Genomic DNA, 24018 nt, shown 5'->3' on the forward strand with positions numbered 1-24018 from the left:
CGCGAATCCCACCGTCCTCGGAATCAACCGGGCCGGCGGCGTGCTGCTGTCGGACCACTATCCGGTCGTGATGGAGGTCGGCATGCCGCCGGGCCCCGGCGTCAGCGCGGTTCGAGGGTGACCGTGACCGGGGTGCCCGGGCGGGCGTGCGGGAGCCGGACGCGGACGTGGCCGGCCCGCTCGCCGCCCGGCTGCCCGACCTCGGCGCGGGCGCCGGCCGGCTGGACGGTGACCCGCGCGCCGGCGGGGAACCCGGCGGCCGGCAGGGCGATCTCGGTGGCCCGGCCGGTGCCGTCGGTCTCCCAGCGGACGGTGTGCCGGGAGCCGTCCGCGGTGGTGCGGGCGGCGGTGCCGGCGACCGCGACCGGGTACGGGCCGAAGGCCGGCTCCTCGCCCGGGGCGGGCCGCCCGGCGGGGTCGAGCGCGCAGTAGCCGCCGTTGCCCCGGCACCAGTACCACAGCGCCCAGCCGGCCGCGAAGCCGTCCATCGCGTCGACCTGGCGGCGCACCAGCAGGGCGTTGCCGGGCCGGCGGGAGTCCGGCGGGCCCCACTCGCCGACCAGCACCGGCAGCCGGTGGGCGGCGGGGTAGCCGGTGATCGCGGCGGTGTAGCGCTCGACGAAGCCGCCGGAGGGGTCCCAGTCGGCCCCGGACTCGACGGCGGTGTCGTAGAAGTGCGGCGCGTAGCCGAGCCGGGGCGTGCCCGGGCGCGGGTCGTCGAAGCCGGGCAGCCGGGTGGGGACGCCCTGGCCGACCAGCACGGTCGGTTCGACGAACAGCCAGGCGCGGGTGTCCACTTCGCGCACGGCGGTGATCAGCCGGCGGTACATGGCGGCGAGCCGGCCCTGCTCCAGGACGGCGGCGGAGCGGGCCAGCACCTCCGGGTCGGCCGGGTCGCCGTCCACCGGGCCGAACGGCTCGTTGAACAGGTCGTAGCCCAGCAGTGAGCGGTGGCCGCGCAGTTCGCGGGCCAGCCGGGTGTAGAAGTCGGCCTGCCAGGCGCGCAGGTCGGGGTCGTCGTAGAGGTGCCGGAAGGCGGCCTGGACGGCGGGCTGGAAGTAGCCGGCGAACCAGTCGTCCGGGTCCGCTTCGAACGGCAGGCCGTCGTCGCGGGTGGCCCAGGGCGGGATGCCGCGGTCCCCGCCGCCGAACCACGGTCCGTAGACGTCCTGGTGGAAGTCGACCAGGGCGAGCACGCCGTAGCGGTCGGCCCAGCCGAGGAGCCGGTGCAGCCGCCGCAGCTCGGCGGGGTCGAGACGGCCCCGGGTGGGCTCCAGCCTGGTCCAGGAGACCGGCAGCCGGATCAGGGTGAAGCCCTGCGCGGCGATGGACCTGACGTCCTGTTCGGTGGCCTCGGCGTACTTGTCGAGGTTGAAGCCGCGCAGTTGGAGGCGGCGGCCGGCGGCGTCGGTGAGGTCGGTGCGGCCGTCCGGGGCGGTGGCGGTGCCGGTGGGGAACGCCGGTGCGGGGGACGGGGAGTGGGCCCGGGCCGGGGCGGCGGGCAGGGCGAGGGCGGCGGTGAGCAGGAGGGCGGCGGCGGTGCGGCGTGGACGCATCGGGACCTCCGGTGCGGGTGAGGGTGGGGCCCGATGATGCCGGGGCGGGCGTGTCCGCCACAAGACTGCGGGGGCGGGGCCCGCTCCGGCGCCGGGCCGCCCTCAGCCGGTCTGCTCCGGTGCCGGGCCGGTGGGCAGGGCCGCGGTCGGCAGGTCGGCGGCGGCGGCCAGTCGGCCCCAGAGCAGGTCGGCGAGCGCCTGGACCATCCGGGTGCGCGAGCAGGGCCGGGACTCCAGCCACCAGTCGCCGGCCGCCAGCACCATGCCGGTGATGGACCGGCCCCAGGCCTCGGCGAGCAGTTCGCGGTCGGCGCCGAGGTCGACCTGGTCGGCGATGGCCCGGGTGATCTCCTCGGCGATCTGCTGGAGCGCCGGGGCCAGCGCGTTGCCCGCGCCGCTCGGATCGCCCGGCTCCGGGTGGGTGAGCAGCCGGTAGACCTGCGGGCGGGCCTCGATCCCGGCGAGGTAGGTGTCCAGCACGTGCTCGACCCGGTCGCGGCGCTCCAGCGGTTCGGCGAGCGCGGCCCGGACGGCGGCCAGCAGCCCGCCGGTGTGGCGCTCGGTCAGGGCCCGGACCAGGCCGTTCCGGTCGCCGAAGTGCCGGTAGAGGATCGGCTTGGTGATGCCGGCCTCGGCGGCGATGGCGTTCATGCTGGCGCCGGGCCCCTCGCGCTGGACGACCCGGTCGGCGGCGTTGAGCAGCTGTTCCCGGCGGGGTTCCGGTTCCATGCGCGATTCCCTCGTTCCGTGTGTGTGCGGGCGTTGACACCGGTTACCAAGCAGTAGCAGACTCCGACGATGTTACCGGTGGTAACACCCCGGTCGGTCGCACTCTTCTTCGGAGGCCCCCACCCATGAGCACCTTCTCGCTGGACCCGGGTCCGGACCAGCTCGCCGTCCGCGACTGGCTGCACGGTTTCGCCGCCGACGTGATCCGCCCCGCCGCCGCCGAGTGGGACGAACGGGAGGAGACCCCCTGGCCGATCATCCAGGAGGCCGCCAAGCTCGGCGTCTACTCGCTCGACTTCTACGCCCAGCAGTACTTCGACCCCTCCGGCGTGGGCATCCCGATCGCCATGGAGGAGCTGTTCTGGGGCGACGCCGGCATCGGCCTGTCCATCGTCGGCACCACCCTCGCCGCCGTCGCGGTGCTCGCCAACGGCACCGACGAGCAGATCGGCACCTGGGCGCCGCAGATGTTCGGCACCCCGGAGGAGGTCAAGGTGGCCGCGTTCTGCTCCTCCGAGCCGGATGCCGGCTCCGACGTCTCCGCGCTGCGCACCCGGGCGGTGTACGACGAGGCCAAGGACGAGTGGGTGCTGAACGGCACCAAGACCTGGGCCACCAACGGCGGGATCGCCGCCGTGCACGTGGTCGTCGCCACCGTCGACCCGGCGCTCGGCGCGCGCGGGCAGGCGTCCTTCGTGGTGCCGCCGGGCACGCCCGGCCTCGCCCAGGGGCAGAAGTTCAAGAAGCACGGCATCCGCGCCTCGCACACCGCCGAGGTGGTGCTGGACTCCGTCCGGGTGCCCGGCCACTGCCTGCTCGGCGGCAAGGAGAAGCTGGACGAGCGCCTGGCACGGGCCCGCGAGGGCGCCGGCAAGGGCGGGCGGAACGCCGCGATGGCGACCTTCGAGGCCTCCCGGCCGGCCGTCGGCGCGCAGGCGATCGGCATCGCCCGGGCCGCCTACGAGGTGGCGCTCGACTACGCGAAGACCCGGGTGCAGTTCGGCCGCCCGATCATCGACAACCAGGGCGTGGCCTTCCAGCTGGCCGACATGAGGACCCGGATCGACGCGGCCCGGCTGCTGGTCTGGCGGGCCTCCTGGATGGCCGCCACCCGGCAGCCGTTCACCGCCGCCGAGGGCTCGATGTCCAAGCTCTACGCGGGCGAGACCGCCAAGTGGGTCACCGCGCAGGCGATGCAGATCCTCGGAGGCAACGGCTTCACCCGGGAGTACCCGGTCGAGCGGATGCACCGGGACAGCGCGATCTACTCGGTCTTCGAGGGGACCAGCGAGATCCAGCGGCTGGTCATCTCCCGCGCCATCTCCGGGCTGCCGATCCGCTGACCCGGGCCGGCGGGAGCGGTCGGACACGCCTCAGCGGGCGGCCCAGAAGGTGAGTCCGGCCGAGAGGGCGCCCACCGCCGTGCCGACGACGGTCTGCGCGGCGGTGTGGTCCCGCAGCACCACCCGGGACCAGCCGATCACCGCGACCAGCGGGGACAGCAGCAGCCACCAGGGCCCGAGCGCGACGGCCAGGCAGACCACCGCGCCGCCCGCCACGGCGGTGTGCACCGAGACCTTCCACCAGGCGGTGATCACCAGGATCGGGACCAGCGAGGCGAACATCGCCAGCACCACCGCGGTGAGGTCGCGCGGCGCGTGCGCGAGGAGCATCACCGCGAGGCCGGCCGCCACCGAGAGCATGATGAGCGGGAAGAGCGTCAGCCGCCGGCGGCGGTTGCCGACGTGCCGGTCGTCCACGGTGCCCCGGCGCATCCCGAACCGGATGAGCAGGGTCGGGACCACGGCGGTGAAGAGCGCGGCGAACGCCGCCCAGCCGAGGCCGGTCCAGCCGTGGCGCGCCCCGCCGAGCAGCAGCAGCATCGCGATGATGACGTTCTTCGGCTCCAGGCCGTCGGTGATCCGGCGGGCCCACGGGGTGGCGGGCGTGGTGGCGGTCATCGCGTGGTGCTCCAAGGGGCGGGTCCGGGCGGGGACCGGTCGTATTCGATCGCGTGATCGTATCGGCGGCGGACCTGGAGGGCCCCGGGCAGGGCTCAGAACCGGGCCGGACGGCGTTCGAGGAAGGCGGCGAGGCCCTCGCGGACGTCGGGCGCCTCGCGCGAGCGGCGCTCCCAGGGGGCGAGGGCGGCGGCGGCCTGCTCCGGCGGGACGGCCAGCGCGGCCTTGACGGCGCCGATGGTCTGCGGCGAGCGGGTGGTCAGCAGGCGGGCGAACTCCAGGGCCGCCGCGTCCAGTTCGGCGGCCGGCAGGACGCGTTCGGCCAGACCGAGGGCGGCCGCCTGCGGGCCGGGCAGCAGTTCGCCGGAGAACAGCAGGTACTTGGCGCGGGCCGGGCCGACCAGCCGGGCCAGCCGCAGGGTCGGCACCGCCGGGTAGACCACGCCCAGCTTGGCGGGGGTGATGCCGAGCCGGGCGTCCTCGGCGACGAAGCGCAGGTCGCAGGCGAGCGCCAGCTGGCAGCCGCCGCCGACGCAGGCGCCGTGCACCACGGCGATCGTCGGGTGCGGGAAGGCCGCCAGCGCCTCCTCGGCGGCGACGTTGACCGCGTGGTAGGCGTCGGCGCGGTCCGGATCGCCGTAGACGTCGGCGAGTTCGTCGATGTCCGCGCCGGCGCTGAAGGTACCGCCCGCGCCGGTGACCAGCAGGGCGCGTACGCCCGGCTCCTCGGCGAGCCGCTTCAGCACGCCGGGCAGCGCCTGCCAGATCGCCAGGGTGACGGCGTTGCGCCGGTGCGGGCGGTCGAACTCCAGCACCGCGACGCCGTCCTGGCCGATCCGGGCGTTGAGGCCGTCGGTCTCGGTGGGCAGCGCGGCGCGCTCGCGCAGCAGCGGTCGGGTGGCCATGAGCACCTCCGGGAGGGTAGCGGGTGCGCACACTCTCCCAGAGCGCGGCGGCCGCGGGGCCGGTGGGTCCTCCGGCCCCGCCGCCGTGCTGTCGTGCTGCTGTGCCGTGCCGTCGGGTCTCAGGAGGCGGGGGCGCCCTGCGGCTTCCACTCGTGGGTCAGCAGCGACCAGACCTCGCCGTCGTGGTGGACGCCGCCGTGCAGGTAGCTCTCCCGCAGGACGCCCTCCAGGGTGAAGCCGAGGCGCTGGGCGACCGCGCGGCTGCGGACGTTCTCCGGCCGGTTGTGCCACTCGATCCGGTGCATGCCCCGGACGGTGAAGGCGTAGTCGATCAGGTGCCGGACGGCGGTGCTGATCAGGCCGCGGCCCTGGCCGGCGGGCTCCGTCCAGACGCCGATCTCGCAGTTGCCGGCCTTGGCGTCGAACTGCACGAACATCACGCCGCCGATCAGCGTGCCGTCCAGCCAGATGCCGAAGAGGCGGGCGGTGTCGGCGGCCTGCCGGTCCGCGTAGCGCTGCAGGACGGCGCGGGCCGACTCCAGGTCGGTGGCGAGGGCGGCCCAGCCGATCCAGGCATCGATGTGGGCGCGGCCGCGCTCGATGTGCTCCAGGTACTCGGGCGCCTGCCAGGGCTCCAGCGGGCGGAGCTCGGCGTTCTCGGCGAGGGGGACGGCGAACATGGGCGGGCCTTTCGCGGCGGTGGGCGGTCGGTGGTCGGTGGGGGCGGTCGGTGGTCCGTGGGTGGGCGGCGCGACGTCCGTAACAAACGTTTGGTACGTAAGATAACCCCATGACACCGGCCCGTGGAGATCATGAAGCCCGCCGAACCGAGGTTTCCGAGGCGGTCTGGCGGGTGCTGTCCACCCGGGGTTTCGAGGGGCTCACGCTGCGTGCGGTGGCCGCCGAGATGGGCGCCTCCACCGGGCTGTTGACGCACTACTTCCCCAGCAAGAAGGCGCTGGTCGCGCACGCGCTGGACGTGCTGGACCGGCGCTCGCTGGCCCGGCCGCGGCGGCTGGCGCCGGCCGACGGGGGGCCGCCGCCGCCCGAGGGGCTGGCCCGGCTGCGGGCGGCGCTGCTGGACGTGCTGCCGCTGGACGCGCCGGGCCGGGCGGGCAACCGGATCTGGGTGGGTTCGTGGGACGTCGCGCTCGCCGATCCGGAGCTGGCGGGGGCGCACGCCGCACGGTACGCGCGGGCGCGCGGCCTGCTGGAGGAGTGCGTCGGGGCCGCGCGGCGGCTCGGCGAGCTGCCGGCCGGCCCGCCGGCGGCCGACGTCGCGGCGGCGGCCCAGGCCTTCGTGCTGGGGCTGGTGGTGCAGGCGCTGTTCGCCCCGGCGGAGTTCCCGGCGGAGCGGCAGACGGAGCTGGTGGAGGGCTATCTGGCCCGGCTGGTGGCGGGCGGGGACGCGGGCGGTCCGCCGGCGTAGCCGCCGCGGGTCCGTCCGGGGTGTTTTCCGGCACCGGAATTTCCCGGCCGGGTCTTTTCGGAGAGTGCATGACACGCAAGGTCACGGGTTATGCGCGCTCGGTGCCGGGCGGGGAAATGCGCGCGGAGCGCGAAGTGCGCGGCGTCGGCCGCGGCACCGTGTGGCATGGCGCCCCCAGCAGGATTCGAACCTGCGACCTACCGCTTAGAAGGCGGGTGCTCTATCCGCTGAGCTATGGGGGCGGGACGGGTTGCGCCCGGATGGGCGCGACCACTGGCGGGATCGGGCGGTGGGCGCGCGGCGCCCGCTGTCCGTCCCGTGCCTGAGGGTTGGATGCGGGGGTTGGCGGGTCCTTGCCCTGTCGGGGACAGGATAAGGGTGTCCCGTTCCTCGGCCGGGTGTTGCGACACCGCCGTTGGTGTGTCGGCCTCGGTGGAGCGGTCCGATAATCGCAGGTGAAGGCCGTGAGTGCAGCGGTCTGGAGGTGTTCCGCGCCGGACGTTGTGCACTCGTTACGGGGCTGTCTGCCCACCCGTTATGGATTCGGCACGGAGAAAGCGCCGCGGCCGAGGCCGGCATCGACGCGGGTGGGGGGCCGTATTCGGGTTCGTTCGGTCGGATGACGTGCGCGGACGGTCCGCAGGGCCACCCCTGGGGGTGTCCGGGGGCGGCGCGGCGGCCAGGGGATTCTTGTCATGGCCCCGCAGAGGACGGGTGTGATGGTCACACAAAGGCTGAAATTCACCCCTGCGGGCGACAAGTGCTTTCCACAGGCCCGAGTTGTCCACAGGATTCCGGATCTCCCTGGTGCGCATTTTCCGGGAAGCGCACTCTCAAGGCGCACCGGTCGATTCCGTACGGTGCAACCGAGAGAGCGGAGCGTGTTGTGAACGAGACCCAGGTGACGGTGATCGGGAATGTCGCCACCGAGGTGACGTACGCCCAGACCCCCGGCGGGGTGCCGGTCGCCAACTTCCGGCTGGCGTCGACCGAGCGGCGTTACGACCGAGCGAAGGACGGCTGGGTCGACGGGGAGACGCAGTGGGTCACGGTGACGGCCTGGCGGGCGCTGGCGGGGCACCTGATCGACTCGCTGGCGAAGGGGGACCCGGTGGTGGTGAGCGGGAGGCTGCGGGTGCGGGAGTGGGCGGAGGGGGAGGTGCGGCGGAGCCGGGTCGAGATCGACGCCCGATCGGTCGGGCACGATCTGAGCCGCGGCACGGCGAGGTTCAGCTGGGCACCGGGGGTTCGGAACGGATTCCAGGGCGGATCCGCGGGTGGGCCGCCGGGCGGATCCCCCGGCGGCCCCGGGGGCCGGGCGCCCGTCGGCGCGGGTGGGCCGGAGGGGGCGGCCGGGGCGGGCGGGGCGCCGTTCGGCGAACCGGTGCCCGGGTGGATCGTGGACGCCCTGCGCGGCCGGCGGCCGGCCGGGGCGGGCGACGGGGCGGTGGCGGAGGGGGAGAGCGCGGGTGACGCCTAGCGGGTGACGGGGCGTCCGGCGGGCGGTGACACTGTCGACAAATATGTGAATCGAGAAGGGTGTTGCGACCCGCACGCGCAATCCCGTTCCCGTTAGCGGAATGATCCCGAATTTCTGGCCGCCCGTCAGCTTGTGGAGACACTGGGAGGGTTGATAACGATCCAGATACGGTATCGTCCTGATTTCGCATAGGGGTTTCCGGGCCCCTGGCGCTCCATAGGATGCGTCTGGTTCACATCGTGAAGCAGCGCCACAGGGGGCGCGGCAAGCAAGGCGGGCTGCCCATCGGCATGGCCCGGCCCGGAGGGATCCCAAGATGTTGCAGAGGCAGGGGCGGACGCTTCCCCGTATCACTACTGTCATGCTCGCGACCAGCGTGGTGCTGGGTTCGAGCCTGTTCGCGGCCGGTGCGGCGGCTGCGGCCGACGCCCCCGGAGGCGCCGTCACGGCAGTGATCCAGCCGACCCTGATGAGCGAGGAGATCGCCATCGAGGGCAGCCACTCCATCCAGGGCGGCCTCTTCACCCTCAGGACGTCCGACGGCGAGATCAAGACGTACTGCATCGACATCGACCACCCCGTCGACATCACCAAGAAGATCGAGTACCAGGAGTCCGACTGGAAGTCGAGCTCGCTGGGCCGCCCGGAGAAGGCCGAGGACGCCTCCAAGATCCGCTGGATCCTGGAGAACTCCTACCCGCAGGTCACCGACCTCAAGAAGCTGGCCACCGACGCCGGCGTCAAGGGCGAGCTGACCAAGGAGGACGCCGCGGCCGGCACCCAGGCCGCGATCTGGAAGTTCTCCGACGGCAAGAACGCCATCCCGGTCGACGCCGAGGCCAAGCAGCTGCGCGACTACCTGGTCAGCGAGAAGAACAAGGGCATCGCCGCCGAGCCCAAGCCCTCGCTGAGCCTCACGCCGGACTCGGTGTCCGGCAAGCCGGGCGCCAAGCTCGGTCCGTTCACCGTCAACTCCAGCGCCAACGAGGTGAAGCTCGCCGTCTCCGGCGACTCCGCCGACAAGGTCAAGCTGGTCGACAAGGACGGCAAGCCGGTCACCGGCCTGACCGGCCCGGTCGCCAAGGACACCCAGCTGTTCCTGGACGTCCCCGAGGGCACCCCGGACGGCGCCGCCACCGTCGACGCCTCCGCCGAGACCGTCGTGCCCAGCGGCCGGGTCTTCCTCAGCAAGGGCTACACCCCGGCCGAGCACAGCCAGACCATGATCCTGGCCGGGTCGACCAAGCTCGGCGTCAAGGACTCCGTCAAGGCGGCCTGGAAGGCCGCCAAGGGCCCGCAGATCGACAGCAACGCGGTCGTCGAGTGCGTCGCCAACGGCGTCAAGGTCTTCGTCGCCAACGGCGGCGACGAGGCCGCCACCGTCTCGGTGAAGCCGGGCAAGGACGTCACCGTCCAGCCGGGCAAGATCGAGTCCGTGGTCGTCCAGGTCGCCGAGGACACCGCCTACGACATCACGGTGACCGGCCCGAACGGCTTCACCAAGAACTTCAAGGGCATCCTGGACTGCAAGACCGCCAGCGTGACCACGCCGAGCCCGTCGGCCACCCCGACCACCAAGCCGTCGACCCCGGCGCCGACCACCCCGGCCCCGACCACCGCCACCAGCAAGCCGGCCACCCCGAGCGCCACCCCGTCGGCCACCGCCACCGCCACCACCCCGGCCGCGCACCCGGCGCCGCCGAGCACGGCCCCCGGCACCACCGGTGGCCTGGCCCAGACCGGTGGCAGTGACGCCACCCCGGTGATCGCCGCCGTCGCCGGCGGTCTGGTCGTGGCCGGCGGTGCCGCGGTCTTCCTGCTGCGCCGTCGCCGCGGTGGCAACGCCGCCTGAGGCACCACCCGGACCGTGATCCGGTAGCACCCGGCCCGGCCCCCCGCACCACGCGTGCGGGGGGCCGGGCCGCGCCGTGCGCGCGATACCCCGGCGGGGCTCTTGCGCCGGGTACCCGGCGGTTCGGGGCTCCGGGTCGGGTGCGGCACAATGGAAGGCTGCAAGCCGAATTACTCCCGACGACGCCGGAGCGATCTCACGTGGCGGAATACATCTACACGATGCGCAAGGTGCGCAAGGCGCACGGCGACAAGGTCATCCTTGACGACGTGACGCTCAGCTTCCTCCCCGGAGCGAAGATCGGCGTCGTGGGCCCCAACGGCGCCGGTAAGTCCACCGTGCTGAAGATGATGGCCGGCCTGGAGCAGCCCTCCAACGGCGACGCCTTCCTCTCGCCCGGCTTCACCGTCGGCATGCTCCTCCAGGAGCCGCCGCTCGACGAGTCCAAGACGGTCCTGGAGAACGTCCAGGACGGCGTCAAGGAGATCAAGGGCAAGCTCGACCGCTTCAACGAGATCGCCGAGCAGATGGCCACCGACTACTCGGACGCGCTGCTCGACGAGATGGGCAAGCTCCAGGAGGAGCTGGACCACGCCGAGGCCTGGGACCTGGACGCCCAGCTGGAGCAGGCCATGGACGCCCTGGGCTGCCCGCCCGGCGACTGGCCGGTCACCAAGCTCTCCGGTGGCGAGAAGCGCCGCGTGGCGCTCTGCAAGCTGCTGCTGGAGGCCCCCGACCTGCTGCTGCTCGACGAGCCCACCAACCACCTGGACGCCGAGTCGGTGAACTGGCTGGAGCAGCACCTGGAGAAGTACAAGGGCACCGTCGTCGCCGTCACCCACGACCGGTACTTCCTGGACAACGTCGCCCAGTGGATCCTGGAGCTCGACCGCGGCCGCGCGTACCCGTACGAGGGCAACTACTCCACCTACCTGGAGACCAAGCAGTCCCGTCTCAAGGTCGAGGGCCAGAAGGACGCCAAGCGCGCCAAGCGGCTCAAGGAAGAGCTGGAGTGGGTCCGCTCCAACGCCAAGGGCCGCCAGGCCAAGTCCAAGGCGCGTCTGGCCCGCTACGAGGAGATGGCCGCCGAGGCCGACAAGATGCGGAAGCTGGACTTCGAGGAGATCCAGATCCCGCCGGGCCCGCGCCTGGGCAACGTCGTCATCGAGGTCGAGAACCTCAACAAGGCCTTCGGCGAGAAGGTCCTGATCGACGACCTCAGCTTCACCCTGCCGCGCAACGGCATCGTCGGCATCATCGGCCCGAACGGCGCCGGCAAGACCACCCTGTTCAAGATGCTCCAGGACCTGGAGACCCCGGACAGCGGCTCGGTCAAGGTCGGCGACACGGTCAAGATCAGCTACGTCGACCAGACCCGCTCCAACATCGACCCGAAGAAGACCCTCTGGGAGGTCGTCTCCGACGGTCTGGACTGGATCAACGTCGGCCAGGTCGAGATGCCGTCCCGCGCCTACGTCTCGGCGTTCGGCTTCAAGGGCCCGGACCAGCAGAAGCCGGCCGGCGTGCTCTCCGGCGGTGAGCGCAACCGCCTCAACCTGGCGCTCACCCTGAAGCAGGGCGGCAACCTGCTGCTCCTCGACGAGCCCACCAACGACCTCGACGTCGAGACCCTCTCCTCGCTGGAGAACGCGCTGCTGGAGTTCCCCGGCTGCGCCGTGGTCATCTCGCACGACCGCTGGTTCCTGGACCGGGTCGCCACCCACATCCTCGCCTACGAGGGCGAGAGCAAGTGGTTCTGGTTCGAGGGCAACTTCGAGTCCTACGAGAAGAACAAGATCGAGCGGCTGGGCGCGGACGCGGCCCGTCCGCACCGGGCCACCTACAAGAAGCTGACCCGCGGCTGACACCCAGTCGTGACGACGGCCCGGCAGGCCGCCCGCCCCGTGCGGGCCGGCCCGCCGGGCCGCCGCCCGACCGGCACGCACCGCCGGCGGGCACCGGACGTCGAGGAGAACCCGTGGCACGCCACATCTACGCCTGCCCGCTGCGCTGGTCCGACATGGACGCCTTCGGGCACGTCAACAACGTGGTCTTCCTGCGCTACCTGGAGGAGGCCCGGATCGACTTCATGTTCACCCAGGCCGCCGAGGCCGGCGCGGGCGAGTTCGCCGGCGGTTCGGTGGTGGCCCGCCACGAGATCGACTACAAGCGCCCGTTGGTGCACCGGCCCGAGCCGGTCACCGTCGAGACCTGGGTGACCCGGATCGGCGGCGCCTCGCTGACCGTCTCCTACGAGATCAAGGACACCGCCGAGGACGGCACCGAGACCGTCTACGTCCGGGCGTCCACCGTGGTCGTGCCCTACGACCTCGCCGAGGGCCGGCCGCGCCGGATCAGCCAGGTGGAGCGGGAGTTCCTGACGCGCTTCATGGACGAGGAGCCGGCCGTCGCGGTCTGACCGCGCCCGCCCCCGCCGTACCCGTACGCCCGATGCCCGGATGTGAGCCGAAGCGTTGAACAGAACCGCCGCCCTCGCCCTCGCCGACACCGGTGAGGCCGCCGACCTGGCCGCCTTCCTGGTCCGCCTGCTGCGCTTCGACAAGGCGGCGGCGGTCCGGATGCAGGGCGTGCCGCGGCCGGACGGCGGCGTGCTGGCCGTCTTCGGGCGGCTGCCGCTGGGCGGTTCGGGCGCGCTCGTGGTGCGCACCGCGCGACTGGCCCGCCTGGACGGCCCGCTGGACCTGACGGTCTCGGCCGGGCAGCTGCTGGACGGCGTGGACGCCGCGGCGGACGCCGTCGCGCTGCCCGCCCCGGTCACCGGCCCGGCCTGGGCCGGGCTGCTGCCGCCGCGCACCGGCTGGCGGCCGGTGGGCACCCCGCCCGCCGCCCGGGTGCGCCAGGAAGTGGCGGCCGCGGTGCGGGAGTTCCGCGAGCGCAGCGAGGCCGTCCCGGCGCACCACCGGACCCGCGCGGTGCTCGACGCGCTGGCCGACGAGATCTGGTCCCGCCCGGTGGGCGCGCTGCCCGAACTGCCGCTGCGCGCCGCCCACGCGGCCCAGGTGATCGGCTTCCTGGCCCCGCAGGCCCCGCTGACCGTGCACCGGGCCGGCGGCTGGCTGCGGCTGTCCGCCCCGGCCGGGTCGGTGGCGGTCCGCACGGCGGCCGCGCCCGGCGCGGGCCTCGGTCTCAGCCCGATCGGCTAGCGGCGGGCCTCGCGACGGGGCCCTCGGAGGGGGCCCCATGGGGGCAACGCCCCGGTCAGCCCTCGGTGTTGATCATCGAGGCGGCGGCGTAGGTGAGGTACTCCCAGAGCTGCCGCTCGGCGTCCTGCGGCAGGCCCAGTTCGTCCAGCGCCACCCGCATGTGCTTCAGCCAGGCGTCGTGCGCCGCCCGGTCCACCTTGAACGGCACGTGCCGCATCCGCAGCCGCGGGTGGCCGCGCTGCTCGCTGTAGGTGCGCGGGCCGCCCCAGTACTGCATCAGGAAGAGCGCGAACCGCTCCTCGGCCGGGCCGAGGTCCTCCTCGGGGTACATCGGCCGGAGCAACTCGTCCCCGGCGACGCCCTGGTAGAACCGGTGGACCAGCCGCCGGAAGGTCGGCTCGCCGCCGACCTGCTCGAAGAAGGTCTCCTCGCTGAGCGTGCCACGCCGGATCTCGTTCACCCGACCATGGTCGCAGACGGCGGCGGGGCCGTACACCGCGACCTGGGGACCAGGTCCGCGGACGTACGACCCCGCACGGCACCGATTGCTCGCCGGGGTGCTCAGTCCTCCCAGCGGAACAGCTTCCAGGAGATGCCGGTCAGCACGGCGGCGAAGAGCAGCAGCCCGCCCATGGTCGGCAGCGCGTCCATCACGCCGCCGCCCCGGGAGAGCACCGACTGCGCCGAGGTGACCAGGTGCTTCAGCGGCAGCACCTCGGAGAACGCCCTGAGCCAGCTCGGCATGTCGTCGGTCGGGAAGAACGAGCCGGACAGGAAGGACATCGGCAGCACGATGATCTGCGCGAGGCCGTTGGCCGCCTCCTCGGTCCTGGCGATCGAGCCGGCCAGCAGGCCGATCGACATGAAGGCGATGGTCGCGCAGACCACCAGCGGCACCACCAGCCACCAGTCGCCGGTGAGCTTCAGCCCGAAGAACGGCAGGGTGGCCACGCCCAGGAAGATCGCGGTCTGCGCGAGCGCGGTCAGCACCGAGACGGCGACCCGGGAGCCGATGATCGCCCCGGCGCTCACCGGGGCGAGCCGCAGCCGCCGCAGCACCTTCTTCTGCCGCCAGCCGACCAGGGTCAGCGCGGCGCTGAACACCGCGCCGGTCGCCACCGCCCAGCCCAGCAGACCGGGGGTGAGGAACTGGATCGGCTTGAGCGACTCGTCCTCGACCTGGCTGCTCTCCAGGACGAACGCCGGCGGCTTGCCGCTGGTGGCCTGGTTGGCCTGCTGGACCACGGAGTTGACGATGCCCTGGACGGAGCCGGCCCGGACCTGGTCGGCGGCGCTGTAGCGCACCACGACCCGGCCGTCCGGGCCCTCCTTGATCATCGCGTCCAGGTCGCCCTTGCGGACCTTCTCCAGCGCGGCGGCCTCGTCGTCGCCCCTGGAGATGGTCAGCACCTGCTCCAGCCCGGCCCGGGCCTCGCCCTGGACCGAGTCCAGCACTCGTACGGCGCCGACCTGCTCCACCTTGGCGTGCGGGCTGGAGGCGCCCTTGAGCAGGGTGCCGAGCAGCACCAGGAACATCAGCGGGAAGAGCAGCACGAAGAACAGCGCGGCGCGGTCGCGCACGAAGGCGACCAGCATCACCCGGGAGAGGCTGGCGAAGGCGGAGACCCGCTCGCGCTCGACGGGCGCCGGGGGAGTGCCGCCCGGCGCGGGGGCGGCCTCGGGGGCCGCCGTGGTGGGCTCGGCGCTCATGCGCGGTACTCCCGTCCGGTGAGCTGGAGGAAGACGTCCTCCAGGGTGGCGCCGCGGACCTCCAGGCCGCGCAGCGCGCCCTGCTCGGCCAGCACGGAGAGCACCGGTCCCGGCAGGCGGGTGGACAGCGACAGCGAGACGCCGTCGTCCTCCAGCGAGGAGATCTCCGCCCCGGCGGCGGTGAACAGTTCGCGCGCGGTGCCCAGGGCCAGCAGGCCGGACTCCACGCTGACCCGGACGGTGTCGTCGATCTCGCGGACCAGCGCGGCGGGCGCCCCGGTCCGCAGGATCCGGCCCCGGTCCATCACCGAGACGCGGTCGCAGAGCACCTCGGCCTCGTCCAGGTAGTGGGTGGTGAGCACGACGGTGCGGCCCTCGGCGTTGATGTCGCGCAGCAGGTCCCAGAGGTTGCGGCGGGCCTGCGGGTCGAGGCCGGTGGTGGGCTCGTCCAGGAAGACCAGCTCCGGGCCGTGGACCAGGGCGCAGGCGATCGACAGGCGCTGGGCCTGGCCGCCGGACATCTTGTCGGTCATCACCCCGCCCGACTCGGTCAGGCCGACCCGCTCCAGCATCGCGTCGGCGCGCTTGGGGCCGACGCCGTAGAAGGAGCCGAAGGTGCGGATGGTCTCCCGCGCCGTGAGCTTGTTGAAGAAGGCGGAGGCCTGGAACTGGACGCCGATGCGCGGCAGCAGCCGGGGGTTGCGCGGCCAGGGCGCCAGGCCCAGCAGCTCGATCCGGCCCTCGTCGGGTTTGCGGATTCCCTCCAGGATCTCCAGTGTGGTGGTCTTCCCGGCGCCGTTGGGCCCGAGGATTCCGTAGAATTCGCCGGCCTCGACGGTGAGTGACACCCCGTCGACGGCCTGCACGTCCCCGTACCGCTGACGGATTCCGTCGGCGGATATTGCAGCAGTCATAGCGACCGAGCGTAGGGGCGGCAGGCCGTCAGGGGGAGCCGTCTGAGCATCATTTGATGATCAGTTTTACAACGGTGTCGATCGGGGTGGCCGGTGGTCGGCCGGTGGGTCAGGCTCGGTGCACCGTGATGGTGGTCCAGGCGCCGATGTGGATCCGGTCGCCGTCGTTCAGCGGGATCGCGGTGTGCGGGGCGATCGCCTCCGCACCGCCGTTCACCGTGGTGCCGTTGGTGGAGTCCTGGTCGACCAGCACCCAGCTGCCGTCCGGCTGCTCCGCCAGCAGGGCGTGCTGGTGCGAGGCGCCCGGGTCCTCCGGCGCGACCGACAGGTCGATCTCCGGCACCGTGCCGCGGTGCTGGCTGCGCCGGCCGATCCGCAGCTGGCCCCGCCCGGACAGCGGGATCCGCCGCTCGGGGCAGTACGGCGGGAAGAACAGGCCGGACGCCTCCGGGCCGCTGCGGGCCATCATGTCGGTGAAGTACGCGCGGTCGGCCGCGATCACCGCGAACCAGGTGGTCCGCACCGGCTCGGCGGGCTGGCCCTGCGGCGGCACCGGCGGGGCCAGGTGGAACGAGGTGCCGAACTCGTCGCCGCGGCGGGCGGGGCCGGGCTGGGCGTAGACCGGGCCGGAGTCCTCGCGGGTCCGGGGCGCCCCGTGCGGGCCGTCGGCGTACGGGTCCGCGTGCCCGGGGAGCGGCGCGGGGGGCTGCTGCGTGTAGTTCGGCACGGGGGCCGGGACCGGTGCGGCGGGCTGCTGCGCGTGCGCCGGCGGCGGGTAGCCGTAGCCGGCGGGCGGCGCGGGCTGCGCGGGCGCCGACGGGGCCTCGCCCGGGTGGCCCGGGTGCTGGCCGGGGCCGGGGTGCTGACCCGGGCCGGGGTACTGGCCGGGGTGCGGCGCGCCCTGGGCCTCGGGGCCGCCGCCGTACGCGGCCGGGATGTTCAGCGGGGCGGGCCCGGGCGGCGGCGCGGGTGCGGCCGGGAACGGCTGCGGGGCGCGCTGCGGCGCCGAGAGGTCGTAGTCGTAGCCGCACTCCTCGCAGAACCGCCCGGTCTGCGGGCTGCGGCAGATCGGGCAGACCGCCAGGCCCTCGGTGAGGTCCGGGAAGCCCTGCGGGGCCGCCGGCGGGGGCGGCGGCATCGCGCCCGGCGGGAGCGTGGCACCGTACGGAGCGCCGTGCGCGCCGTGCGCCCCCGGGTTCCCGGGCGCGCCGGGCAGCGTGCCGGGCGGTGGCGGCAGCGGCTGCGGCGGTGTCATCGGAAAACCGCAGAAGTCGCACCAGTCCTCGGCCTGCGACTCATGGCCCCTCGGGCAGATCGGCATCAGGTCCCCCCTCAATTCCAGCCCGGCCGGGGCTGAGCCCGGCCGGTTCGCGGCCCGGTCGGCGCTTCGGCGGTCACTTCTTCACACGGACGGTCTTGGTCGACCGGGTCTCGACGATCATCGAGTCGGCCTCGCTCACGTTCTTACGGAACCGAACGGTACCCTCCTTCGGGTCCACCACGTCCACCACCTTCTGCAGCAGCCGGAAGGTGCCCTCGTTGCCGGTCGCGTGCGCGATCCGCACGGCGGCCCCGAGCCTGGCGGTGGCCCGGTGGACGTCCCCGGCGCGGTGCGCCTCCATGCCCTCCCGGACGGCCGCGGCGAGCTCCGCCTGGCCGGTGTAGTGGGCGACCTGCGGGCTGATCCGGGTGGAGGAGGCGAGGTCGTCCGTCCAGACCGCCTTGACCAGGCCCTGCGACAGCACCTCGGGCGTCCCCCCGGCGACCGAGGGCGGCAGGACCAGGCTGATCCGGGCGGCCAGCATCTCGTTGCCGACGGCCGCGGCCGGGACCTCCACGCAGACGTGGTAGTCGCGGCTCTCGTCGCCCCACGAGCCGGTCGGGTAGTCGCCGGCCCGCGGCCCGGCCTCGGAGCGGCGGGCGGTGAGGTCCTCCAGCGCGGGGGCGACCTGCTTGACGAACCGGACCACCGCGTTGGCGGGCGTCCAGATCCGCAGCGCGACGTCGGCGACCTGCTTGCCCATCGCGCCGGCCATCATCGCGCGGAAGTCCTCGGCCAGGCCGGACGGCTCGGGGACGATGTCGACGGTGCCGAGCAGCGCGGAGGAGATCCGGCGCAGCTCCTCCACCTTCCAGTCGGTGCCCACGCCCCGGCAGTCGGCGGTGAAGTGGCCGGTGACCCGGCCGATCGCGCGCTCCAGCTCGGCGGCCGTCTCGTGCTCGTTGTTGCCGTCGGTCAGCAGGATGGCGTGCCGGATCGGGATGTCGGGGCGGGTGAGGAAGAGCTGGTCGGCCTTGGTGAGCCAGCTGCCCATGGCGGTGCCGCCGGCCGCGGTGAGCCGGCGCAGCGACTCCTTGGCCCGGGCGCGGGTCTGCTCCGAGGCGACGGCGAGGGTGCCGTCGCCGGGGAAGACCTCGCGGGCCTCGTGGGTGCCGGCGACCACGGCGAAGGCGACGCCGTCGCGCACGGTGTCGATGGCGGCGGCGGTGGCCTCGCGGGCGCCGCGCAGCTTGCTCGACGGGTAGTCCATCGATCCCGAGCAGTCCACCAGGATCACCACGGCGGCGGACTGCCCGTCGCGGCCCGTCGCGGCGTCGGTGACGCCGAGCGGCCGGCCGCCGGAGGTGCCGCCGCCCGTCGCGGTCACGGTGACGATGGCGTTCACCTCGCGGGCGCCGTCCGCGAGGTACTCGTTCTGGAAGATCTCCACGTCGAACCTGGGCAGGTTCGGCTTCGCCAGTGTTGCCATGGGCCGGTGGCTCCCGTCGGGTGGTCGGTTGGTGCGGGGGCAGCTGTGCTCGGTGGTCGGACGGCCGCCCGGGGGCGGGCGCGGGGCGTGCGGGACGGAGCGGGGCGGGGCCCGCGCCCGGGACGGCGCGGGCCCTGGCGGGGCGGACGGGTCAGCGGGCCGGGGGCACCGTCGGGCGGGGCGGGACGGCCGGCGGGGCGGCGGGCGTCGGCGGGACCGGAGGCGTGGGCGGCAGCGGGGGCGCCGGGGGCAGCGGGGCGGCGGCTGAGCCGATCACCGGGATGTCCGGCAGGGTCGGCTCGTACTCCTCCTCCTCGGCCCCGGCGGACGCGTCCGCGGTGACCACCGGCAGGTCGAGCGCGGTGGCGGTCCGGGCGTCCTCCTCGGGTTCCGCCGCCGGGGGCGGGTCGATCGGCAGCACGGCGACGGTGATGTTGTCGTGGCCGCCGGCCGCGACCGCGAACTTCACCAGGGCCTGCGCGGCGGCCAGCGGTTCGGCGCGGGCGTCCGGCCGGACGTAGTAGGCGAGGTCGGTGGCGGCCTCCGCGTAGTTCCACAGCCCGTCGGTGCAGATCAGCAGCACCCCGGGGACGTGCGGGGTGAAGTCCAGGGTGTGCGGCACGACCTCCTCGGCGTCCGCACCGAGCCAGCCGGTGATGGCGTGGGCGCGCGGGTCCGCGTACGCCTCGGCCTCGCCCATCAGCCCGGCCTCGACCATCCGGGCGGCCCAGGAGTCGTCCTGGGTGAGCCGGAACGGCTCGGCGGCGACCCGGTCGTCCGGGATCCAGTAGGCGCGGGTGTCGCCGACCCAGCCGATGGTGATCCGGCCGCCCGCCGCGATGGCGCTGACGTAGGTGCAGGCGGGCGCGTTGACGTCGGGCCGGCTCGGCCGGGTGCCGTCGGTGGCGAGCGCGGCCACCGCGTCGGCCGCGTCGGCGATCGCCCGGCGCATCGCCGCGGTCGGGTCGGTGCCCGCCTCCAGCGAGCTGAGCAGCGACTCGGAGGCGGAGTCGACGGCGGTCTCGGAGGCCTCGTCGGGCCGGTCGGAGGAGGAGACGCCGTCGCAGACCACGGCCACCACGACCGGCTCGCCGCCGGGCAGCGAGGTGGCGGCGACGGTGAAGGAGTCCTCGTTGCGGTGGTGGCGCAGGCCGCGGTCGCTGACCCCGGCGACCCCGGCCAGCGCCTTCTCCATGTGGTCGCGCGGGCGCGGCTGGGCGCCGCCGCAGGCCTCGCAGTAGCCGTCGGGGGTCACCTGGTGGAGCCCGCAGTGCGCGCACGCGGCCGCGCTCGGCGTGCCCTGGGCGGGGACGGTGGGCCGGTTCGGCAGGGTCGGCGGATGGTCCTCGCCGCCGGCCGCCGCCCGGGCGGCGGACCAGCCGGCCGGCATGGCGCCGGGGCCCGGGCGGCCGTCCCGGCTCGCCCCGCAGGAGCCGCAGTAGACGTCCTCCGGGTCCATCGGCTCGGCACAGCTGTGGCACACGGTCTGCTGCGGCATCTCTTACACCCACGTCCTGGGACGGGCCCGGTTGGCCCGTTCCACCATCTCGATCCTGGTCTCGGCCCGGTCGGCCAACCGGGCGAGTACCCGGTAGGACTGCTCCAGGGCGAACCGCAGTTCCCTTTCCACCGCGGGCCGTCCCAGCACGCTGACCTCGCCGCCCGTCCGGCCGGGGCCGGTTCCGCCGGGCGACCCCGCGGTCACCCAGCCGAGCGCCGCGCCGAGCACCTCGACGGCGAGTTCCTCGCGGCGGCGGTCGTCCAGGCGCAGCGCGGTCAGCTGCTCGGAGCTCGCGCCGAGGTCGGCGCCGAGCGGGTCGGTGGCGGGCCGCTCGCGCAGCCGGGCCCGGACGGCGGCGATCCGGGCGGCGGTGTACTGGCTGGAGGTGGCCGGGACGGTCTCCAGGACGGCGACCGCGCCGGCCCGGTCGTTCCCGGCGAGCCGGACCCGGGCCAGCCCGAAGGCGGCGCTCAGGTAGCTCTGGTCGGTGCTCCACACCAGACGGTAGAACTCGGCCGCGTCGCCGCCGTCGCCGAGGAGTTCGGCGCAGACGCCGAGGGCCAGCTTGGGGGCGGCCTCGCCGGGGAAGGCGTCGTAGACGGCGTCGAAGGCCTCGGCGGCGGCGCGCAGCGCCTGCTCGCGCGGGCCCGGAGCCCCGCCCTGCGGATCGGCGGACGCGGCGTCGGGGCCGGTGGCGGCCGGGTCGCCGGCGGTCTCCTGGTCGCCGGCGGCGACCAGCGAGGCCAGGCCCCGGTACCAGACCACCCGCCAGTCCTCCGGGTGGTCCTGTTCCAGCGCCGCGAGCGCCTCGGCGGCCTGCCGTCCGCGGCCGAGTTCGAGCAGTGCGCGCAGCGCCCGCAGCCGGCGCTCGACCGAGTCGGTGGGGGCTCCGTCCAGCGCGGCCAGCGCCTCCTGCGGGTCGGTGGCCAGCAGGGTGGCGAGGAAGCCGGCGTTCGGGTCGCCCGGGTCGACCCGGGGGACGGGCAGCGCGAGCGCGGCGGCGGCCGGGTCGACGGCGGTCAGCCGCAGTTCGCCGGGCCGCACCGTGGGCGCCACCAACGCGGTGTCGACGACGCGCAGTTCGGGCCCGAAGAGGGTGGAGGGCGCGGGCCGGGCCCGGCCGTCCTGGAGGGCCAGCACCTCGCGCAGCACGCCGGTGAGCTGGTCGGCCATCTCCTCGGCGGAGGCGAACCGGCGGGCCGGGTCGGGGTCGGTGGCGCGCACCAGTAGCCGGTAGTAGGACTCGTAGGCGGCGAAGGCCGGGACGGACTCCGGGCCGGGCAGGGTGTCCCGGTAGGTGGTGGAGTAGCCCTGGAAGTCGAAGCTGAGGACGGCGAGGGTGCGGGCCACCGTGTAGAGGTCGGAGGCGGGGGAGGGGCCGTCGGTGGCGATCTCCGGCGCCTGGTAGCCGATGGTGCCGTAGATCGGGCCGTCGTCGTCGAAGCGGCGGACGGCGCCCATGTCGATGATCTTGAGGGTGTCGCCGCTCTGGATCACGTTGTCGATCTTGAAGTCGCAGTAGATCAGGCCGCGCTGGTGCAGGTAGCCCAGCGCGGGCAGCGCCTCCAGCGCGTAGGCGATCGCCTGCTCGACCGGCAGCGGGTCGCGCCGGCCGTCGGGGGTGCGGCGCCCGTTGGCGATGTCCTTGAGCGACTTGCCGCCGACGTACTCCATCACGATGTAGCCGTCGGTGGCGCCGGTCCGCAGGTCCGGGTGCTCGGCGAAGTTGATGATGCGCACGATGCTCGGGTGGTCCACCTCGGCCAGGAACCGGCGCTCGGCGACGGCCACCGCCAGCGCGTCCTCGTCCCCGGTGTCCAGCAGGCCCTTGAGCACCACCCACTTGTCGTTGACCCGCCGGTCCACCGCCAGGTAGATCCAGCCGAGCCCGCCGTGCGCCAGGCAGCCCACCACCTCGTACTGCCCGCCGACCAGGTCGCCGCGGCGCAGCTTGGGGGTGAACGAGTACGGGGTGCCGCACTTGGTGCAGAAGCCGTCCGGGCGGCCGGGCGTGCCGCCCCGGCCCCGGCCCACCGGGGCGTCGCACTTGGAGCAGTAGCGCTTGCGCTCCGGCACCTCCGGGTCGGCCAGCACCGCCTGCGCCGGGTCGGCGGTCGGGACGGTGGGCACCGTCACCAGGCCAGCGCCGAGCCGGTGCCGGTTGGCGGTGGCGCTGCCGCGGCTGCTGCGCACCGAGACCGAGCGGCCGCTGCCGGTGCGGGTCGAGCGGTGCGAGCGGGAGCGGCCGGACAGCGAGCGCGAGGAGGCGCTGCGCGGCGAGCCGGTGTCCGGGTCGAAGACGATCTCCACGGTGGACGTGTGCGCCGCGGAACCGGACGTCGCCGTGCCGGACCTCGCGGAGCCGGACCTCGCGGAGCGCGGGGCCGGCACCTCGGGCGGGGTGAGCCCGCACTCGTCGCAGTAGCCGTCGGCGTCGATCGTCCCGGCGCAGTCGCGCGGGCAGGGATCGCCCGCCGCGGCCGGGGCCGCCGCCGCGGGCACCGGCCCGGTGGCGGTCCGCACCGAGGAGGTGCCCTGCGGCGCGAGCCCGCACTCGTCGCAGTAGCCGTCCGCGTCGATCGTCCCGCCGCCGCCGCACTCCGGCCGCACGCACGTCTCGCCCATCACCCTCGGCCCCCCTGGTCCAGTCCCTCGGCAGCCCGTCCGTCGGCCGGCTCCCCGCCGGCCCACGCCCCGCCCTGTTCCGTTCCGTCCTGCGCCGGCCCGGTGCCGTCGGCCCCGGCCCCGCCCGGCGCCGGGCGCAGCGCCTGCTGGAACCGGGCCACCGCGCCGGCCGCCGCCCGCAGGTCGCACGGCGCGCTCCACAGCAGCCAGCGCGCCTTCTCGTAGCGCTCCACCACTTCCGGGTCCTCGGCCACCCGCAGCCGGGCCGCCATCGCCTTGTACGCGTCCAGGCGCCCGCGCAGCTCGGCCCGGACGGCCAGCGGCTGGGTGACCTCGGTCAGCGACTGCCGGGCCCGGGCCAGCTCCTTGGCCGCCGCCTCCTCCAGCGCGTCCAGCAGCGGCGCCAGCCGGTACCACTGCCCGCTCTGCCGCAGCTCCAGCGCCACCACGATCCGTTCGCGCAGCGCCGAGGCCGGGCCGGGGACGGCCGGCACCTCGGTGGCGGCGATCTTCGCCAGTACCTCGCCGCGCGCCCGGCGGGCCTCGGCCAGCGTGGCGTCGGCCCGCTGCAGCAGGTCCCCGACGCCCTGCAGGCGCTCCTCGGCGTCGTCGCGCAGCCGCAGCAGGTTCTCCAGCTCCAGCCGGACGCCGTCCAGCGCCCGCCCGGCCAGGTCGAAGCGCTCGGTGTCCACCACCCCGGACGGCGTGGCCGACGCCCCGCCGTCCGGCACCGTGCCGCGCTGCGCGGGGACGCGGGCCGGGCGCCACAGTGCCAGCGGGTCGCCGCGCACCTCGGTCCGCAGCCCGCCCAGGTCGGCGTCCAGAGCGTCCAGGTCGTCGCCGAGCGGATGGGTGCCGGCGCGCACGCCGAGCGAGGCCGCCAGGGTCTGCACCCGGCGCAGTTCGGCGATCAGCAGGTCGATCCGGGCGGGCAGCGCCGACCAGACCGCGTCGGCCGCCGAGACCACCTCCAGGACGGTGGCGTACCAGGCGTTCATCCGGTCCATCAGCCCGTCCAGGCTGACCCGCTCGACCAGCCGGGCGGGCGCGCCCAGGCGCTGCGGGCCGTCCGGCGCGCCGCCGGGCACGGTGACCGCGTCACCGGTCAGCAGCTCGCTGAGCTCGGCGAGTTCGGGGCCGCCCGGCCTGGCCCTGCGGGCCCGTACCGCGCGGGCCGAGGCGAGCGCCTCGGAGTAGCGGTCGAACAGCGCCCAGAGCAGCGGCAGGCCCTGCCCGACGACGGACCAGCGCTCCTGGGTCCGCCCGGTCAGGTCGGCGCCGTCGAGCAGGCGCAGGCCCGGGTGGTCCTGGAGCGAGAGCAGCGCCGACTCGACCGCGTCGCGTTCCGCGCCGAGGCGCGCCAGCGCGCGGTCCACCTCCTCCCGGCTCAGCACCGGGCCGGCCGAAGCGGCCATCGCCCTCTCCCCTCCTCCACCTGCTCC

The 24018-nt window shown here is 74.5% G+C and carries 20 protein-coding genes and 1 tRNA gene; 7 read left to right on the plus strand and 14 right to left on the minus strand.

Going from position 1 to position 24018, the window contains the following annotated elements; all coding sequences use genetic code 11:
* Window positions 1-101: 101 nt before the first annotated feature.
* A complete protein-coding gene (locus tag ABT238_RS09345; RefSeq protein ID WP_350756341.1) occupies window positions 102-1556 on the minus strand; it encodes a cellulase family glycosylhydrolase in 1455 nt (484 codons plus the stop codon).
* 102 nt (window positions 1557-1658) lie between these two features.
* The gene (locus ABT238_RS09350) at window positions 1659-2285 is read right to left on the minus strand and encodes a TetR family transcriptional regulator (protein ID WP_350567197.1); all 627 of its coding nucleotides are present in this window, start codon (window positions 2283-2285) and stop codon (window positions 1659-1661) included.
* A 125-nt stretch (window positions 2286-2410) separates the two neighbouring features.
* Between ABT238_RS09350 and ABT238_RS09355 the strand changes: the two genes are divergently transcribed.
* Window positions 2411-3628 (plus strand): acyl-CoA dehydrogenase family protein, encoded by a 1218-nt coding sequence (locus tag ABT238_RS09355; RefSeq protein ID WP_350567200.1) that lies wholly within the window; start codon window positions 2411-2413, stop codon window positions 3626-3628.
* A 30-nt stretch (window positions 3629-3658) separates the two neighbouring features.
* Here ABT238_RS09355 and ABT238_RS09360 read toward each other — a convergent pair whose 3' ends face one another.
* From ABT238_RS09360 to ABT238_RS09370, 3 genes are all read right to left on the minus strand, one after another.
* Window positions 3659-4246 carry a phosphatase PAP2 family protein gene (locus tag ABT238_RS09360; protein ID WP_350567203.1) on the minus strand — a complete coding sequence of 196 codons (588 nt, stop codon included), beginning with the start codon at window positions 4244-4246 and terminating at the stop codon, window positions 3659-3661.
* Window positions 4247-4341: 95 nt separating this feature from the next.
* Window positions 4342-5151, minus strand: a complete 810-nt coding sequence (locus ABT238_RS09365) for an enoyl-CoA hydratase/isomerase family protein (RefSeq protein ID WP_350756343.1) — start codon at window positions 5149-5151, stop codon at window positions 4342-4344.
* 119 nt (window positions 5152-5270) lie between these two features.
* Window positions 5271-5831 carry a GNAT family N-acetyltransferase gene (locus tag ABT238_RS09370; protein ID WP_350567209.1) on the minus strand — a complete coding sequence of 187 codons (561 nt, stop codon included), beginning with the start codon at window positions 5829-5831 and terminating at the stop codon, window positions 5271-5273.
* 110 nt (window positions 5832-5941) lie between these two features.
* Here ABT238_RS09370 and ABT238_RS09375 point away from each other — a divergent pair, with 110 nt between their 5' ends.
* A complete protein-coding gene (locus ABT238_RS09375) occupies window positions 5942-6580 on the plus strand; it encodes a TetR/AcrR family transcriptional regulator (RefSeq protein WP_350567211.1) in 639 nt (212 codons plus the stop codon).
* A gap of 166 nt (window positions 6581-6746) precedes the next feature.
* Here ABT238_RS09375 and ABT238_RS09380 read toward each other — a convergent pair.
* Window positions 6747-6822 (minus strand) — tRNA-Arg (locus ABT238_RS09380).
* A gap of 644 nt (window positions 6823-7466) precedes the next feature.
* Here ABT238_RS09380 and ABT238_RS09385 point away from each other — a divergent pair.
* The 5 genes from ABT238_RS09385 to ABT238_RS09405 all read left to right on the plus strand — a co-directional run bounded on the left by ABT238_RS09385 (window position 7467) and on the right by ABT238_RS09405 (window position 13076).
* Complete coding sequence (locus ABT238_RS09385) at window positions 7467-8060, plus strand: single-stranded DNA-binding protein (protein ID WP_350756345.1); 594 nt, start codon at window positions 7467-7469, stop codon at window positions 8058-8060.
* Window positions 8061-8421: 361 nt separating this feature from the next.
* Window positions 8422-9912 (plus strand): Cys-Gln thioester bond-forming surface protein, encoded by a 1491-nt coding sequence (locus ABT238_RS09390; protein WP_350567216.1) that lies wholly within the window; start codon window positions 8422-8424, stop codon window positions 9910-9912.
* A gap of 200 nt (window positions 9913-10112) precedes the next feature.
* The gene (ettA, locus tag ABT238_RS09395) at window positions 10113-11777 is read left to right on the plus strand and encodes an energy-dependent translational throttle protein EttA (RefSeq protein WP_350567219.1); all 1665 of its coding nucleotides are present in this window, start codon (window positions 10113-10115) and stop codon (window positions 11775-11777) included.
* Window positions 11778-11890: 113 nt separating this feature from the next.
* Window positions 11891-12331, plus strand: a complete 441-nt coding sequence (locus ABT238_RS09400; RefSeq protein ID WP_350567221.1) for an acyl-CoA thioesterase — start codon at window positions 11891-11893, stop codon at window positions 12329-12331.
* Window positions 12332-12386: 55 nt separating this feature from the next.
* Window positions 12387-13076: a DUF8185 domain-containing protein gene (locus ABT238_RS09405; protein ID WP_350567224.1), complete on the plus strand. Its 690-nt coding sequence runs from the start codon at window positions 12387-12389 to the stop codon at window positions 13074-13076.
* A 55-nt stretch (window positions 13077-13131) separates the two neighbouring features.
* Here ABT238_RS09405 and ABT238_RS09410 read toward each other — a convergent pair whose 3' ends face one another.
* The 8 genes from ABT238_RS09410 to ABT238_RS09445 all read right to left on the minus strand — a co-directional run bounded on the left by ABT238_RS09410 (window position 13132) and on the right by ABT238_RS09445 (window position 23991).
* Window positions 13132-13536, minus strand: a complete 405-nt coding sequence (locus ABT238_RS09410; protein WP_350567226.1) for a globin — start codon at window positions 13534-13536, stop codon at window positions 13132-13134.
* Window positions 13537-13637: 101 nt separating this feature from the next.
* Window positions 13638-14786, minus strand: coding sequence for an ABC transporter permease (locus ABT238_RS09415; RefSeq protein WP_350567229.1), 1149 nt, complete (start codon window positions 14784-14786; stop codon window positions 13638-13640).
* Window positions 14783-15700, minus strand: a complete 918-nt coding sequence (locus ABT238_RS09420) for an ABC transporter ATP-binding protein (RefSeq protein ID WP_350567232.1) — start codon at window positions 15698-15700, stop codon at window positions 14783-14785. Before ABT238_RS09420 ends, ABT238_RS09415 begins: the two co-directional genes overlap by 4 nt.
* A 109-nt stretch (window positions 15701-15809) precedes the next feature.
* Complete coding sequence (locus ABT238_RS09425; protein ID WP_350567235.1) at window positions 15810-16955, minus strand: FHA domain-containing protein; 1146 nt, start codon at window positions 16953-16955, stop codon at window positions 15810-15812.
* Between the two features lie 139 nt (window positions 16956-17094).
* Window positions 17095-18450, minus strand: a complete 1356-nt coding sequence (locus ABT238_RS09430; protein ID WP_350567238.1) for a vWA domain-containing protein — start codon at window positions 18448-18450, stop codon at window positions 17095-17097.
* Window positions 18451-18601: 151 nt separating this feature from the next.
* A complete protein-coding gene (locus tag ABT238_RS09435) occupies window positions 18602-19948 on the minus strand; it encodes a PP2C family protein-serine/threonine phosphatase (protein WP_350567241.1) in 1347 nt (448 codons plus the stop codon).
* 3 nt (window positions 19949-19951) lie between these two features.
* A complete protein-coding gene (locus ABT238_RS09440; protein ID WP_350756347.1) occupies window positions 19952-22576 on the minus strand; it encodes a serine/threonine-protein kinase in 2625 nt (874 codons plus the stop codon).
* On the minus strand, window positions 22576-23991 hold the full coding sequence (locus ABT238_RS09445) for a hypothetical protein (protein WP_350756349.1): 1416 nt from the start codon (window positions 23989-23991) through the stop codon (window positions 22576-22578). Before ABT238_RS09445 ends, ABT238_RS09440 begins: the two co-directional genes overlap by 1 nt.
* Between the last annotated feature and the right edge of the window lie 27 nt (window positions 23992-24018).

Origin of the sequence: Kitasatospora sp. NPDC001527, from assembly GCF_040298605.1 — a bacterium.
GTDB lineage: Bacteria > Actinomycetota > Actinomycetes > Streptomycetales > Streptomycetaceae > Kitasatospora.

Coding starts and splice junctions, on each gene's coding strand:
- ABT238_RS09345 (WP_350756341.1), bottom strand. CDS start 1,556: ATGCGTCCACGCCGCACCGCCGCCGCCCTCCTGCTCACCGCCGCCCTC.
- ABT238_RS09350 (WP_350567197.1), bottom strand. CDS start 2,285: ATGGAACCGGAACCCCGCCGGGAACAGCTGCTCAACGCCGCCGACCGG.
- ABT238_RS09355 (WP_350567200.1), top strand. CDS start 2,411: ATGAGCACCTTCTCGCTGGACCCGGGTCCGGACCAGCTCGCCGTCCGC.
- ABT238_RS09360 (WP_350567203.1), bottom strand. CDS start 4,246: ATGACCGCCACCACGCCCGCCACCCCGTGGGCCCGCCGGATCACCGAC.
- ABT238_RS09365 (WP_350756343.1), bottom strand. CDS start 5,151: ATGGCCACCCGACCGCTGCTGCGCGAGCGCGCCGCGCTGCCCACCGAG.
- ABT238_RS09370 (WP_350567209.1), bottom strand. CDS start 5,831: ATGTTCGCCGTCCCCCTCGCCGAGAACGCCGAGCTCCGCCCGCTGGAG.
- ABT238_RS09375 (WP_350567211.1), top strand. CDS start 5,942: ATGACACCGGCCCGTGGAGATCATGAAGCCCGCCGAACCGAGGTTTCC.
- ABT238_RS09390 (WP_350567216.1), top strand. CDS start 8,422: ATGCTCGCGACCAGCGTGGTGCTGGGTTCGAGCCTGTTCGCGGCCGGT.
- ABT238_RS09415 (WP_350567229.1), bottom strand. CDS start 14,786: ATGAGCGCCGAGCCCACCACGGCGGCCCCCGAGGCCGCCCCCGCGCCG.
- ABT238_RS09420 (WP_350567232.1), bottom strand. CDS start 15,700: ATGACTGCTGCAATATCCGCCGACGGAATCCGTCAGCGGTACGGGGAC.
- ABT238_RS09425 (WP_350567235.1), bottom strand. CDS start 16,955: ATGACACCGCCGCAGCCGCTGCCGCCACCGCCCGGCACGCTGCCCGGC.
- ABT238_RS09430 (WP_350567238.1), bottom strand. CDS start 18,450: ATGGCAACACTGGCGAAGCCGAACCTGCCCAGGTTCGACGTGGAGATC.
- ABT238_RS09435 (WP_350567241.1), bottom strand. CDS start 19,948: ATGCCGCAGCAGACCGTGTGCCACAGCTGTGCCGAGCCGATGGACCCG.
- ABT238_RS09440 (WP_350756347.1), bottom strand. CDS start 22,576: ATGGGCGAGACGTGCGTGCGGCCGGAGTGCGGCGGCGGCGGGACGATC.
- ABT238_RS09445 (WP_350756349.1), bottom strand. CDS start 23,991: ATGGCCGCTTCGGCCGGCCCGGTGCTGAGCCGGGAGGAGGTGGACCGC.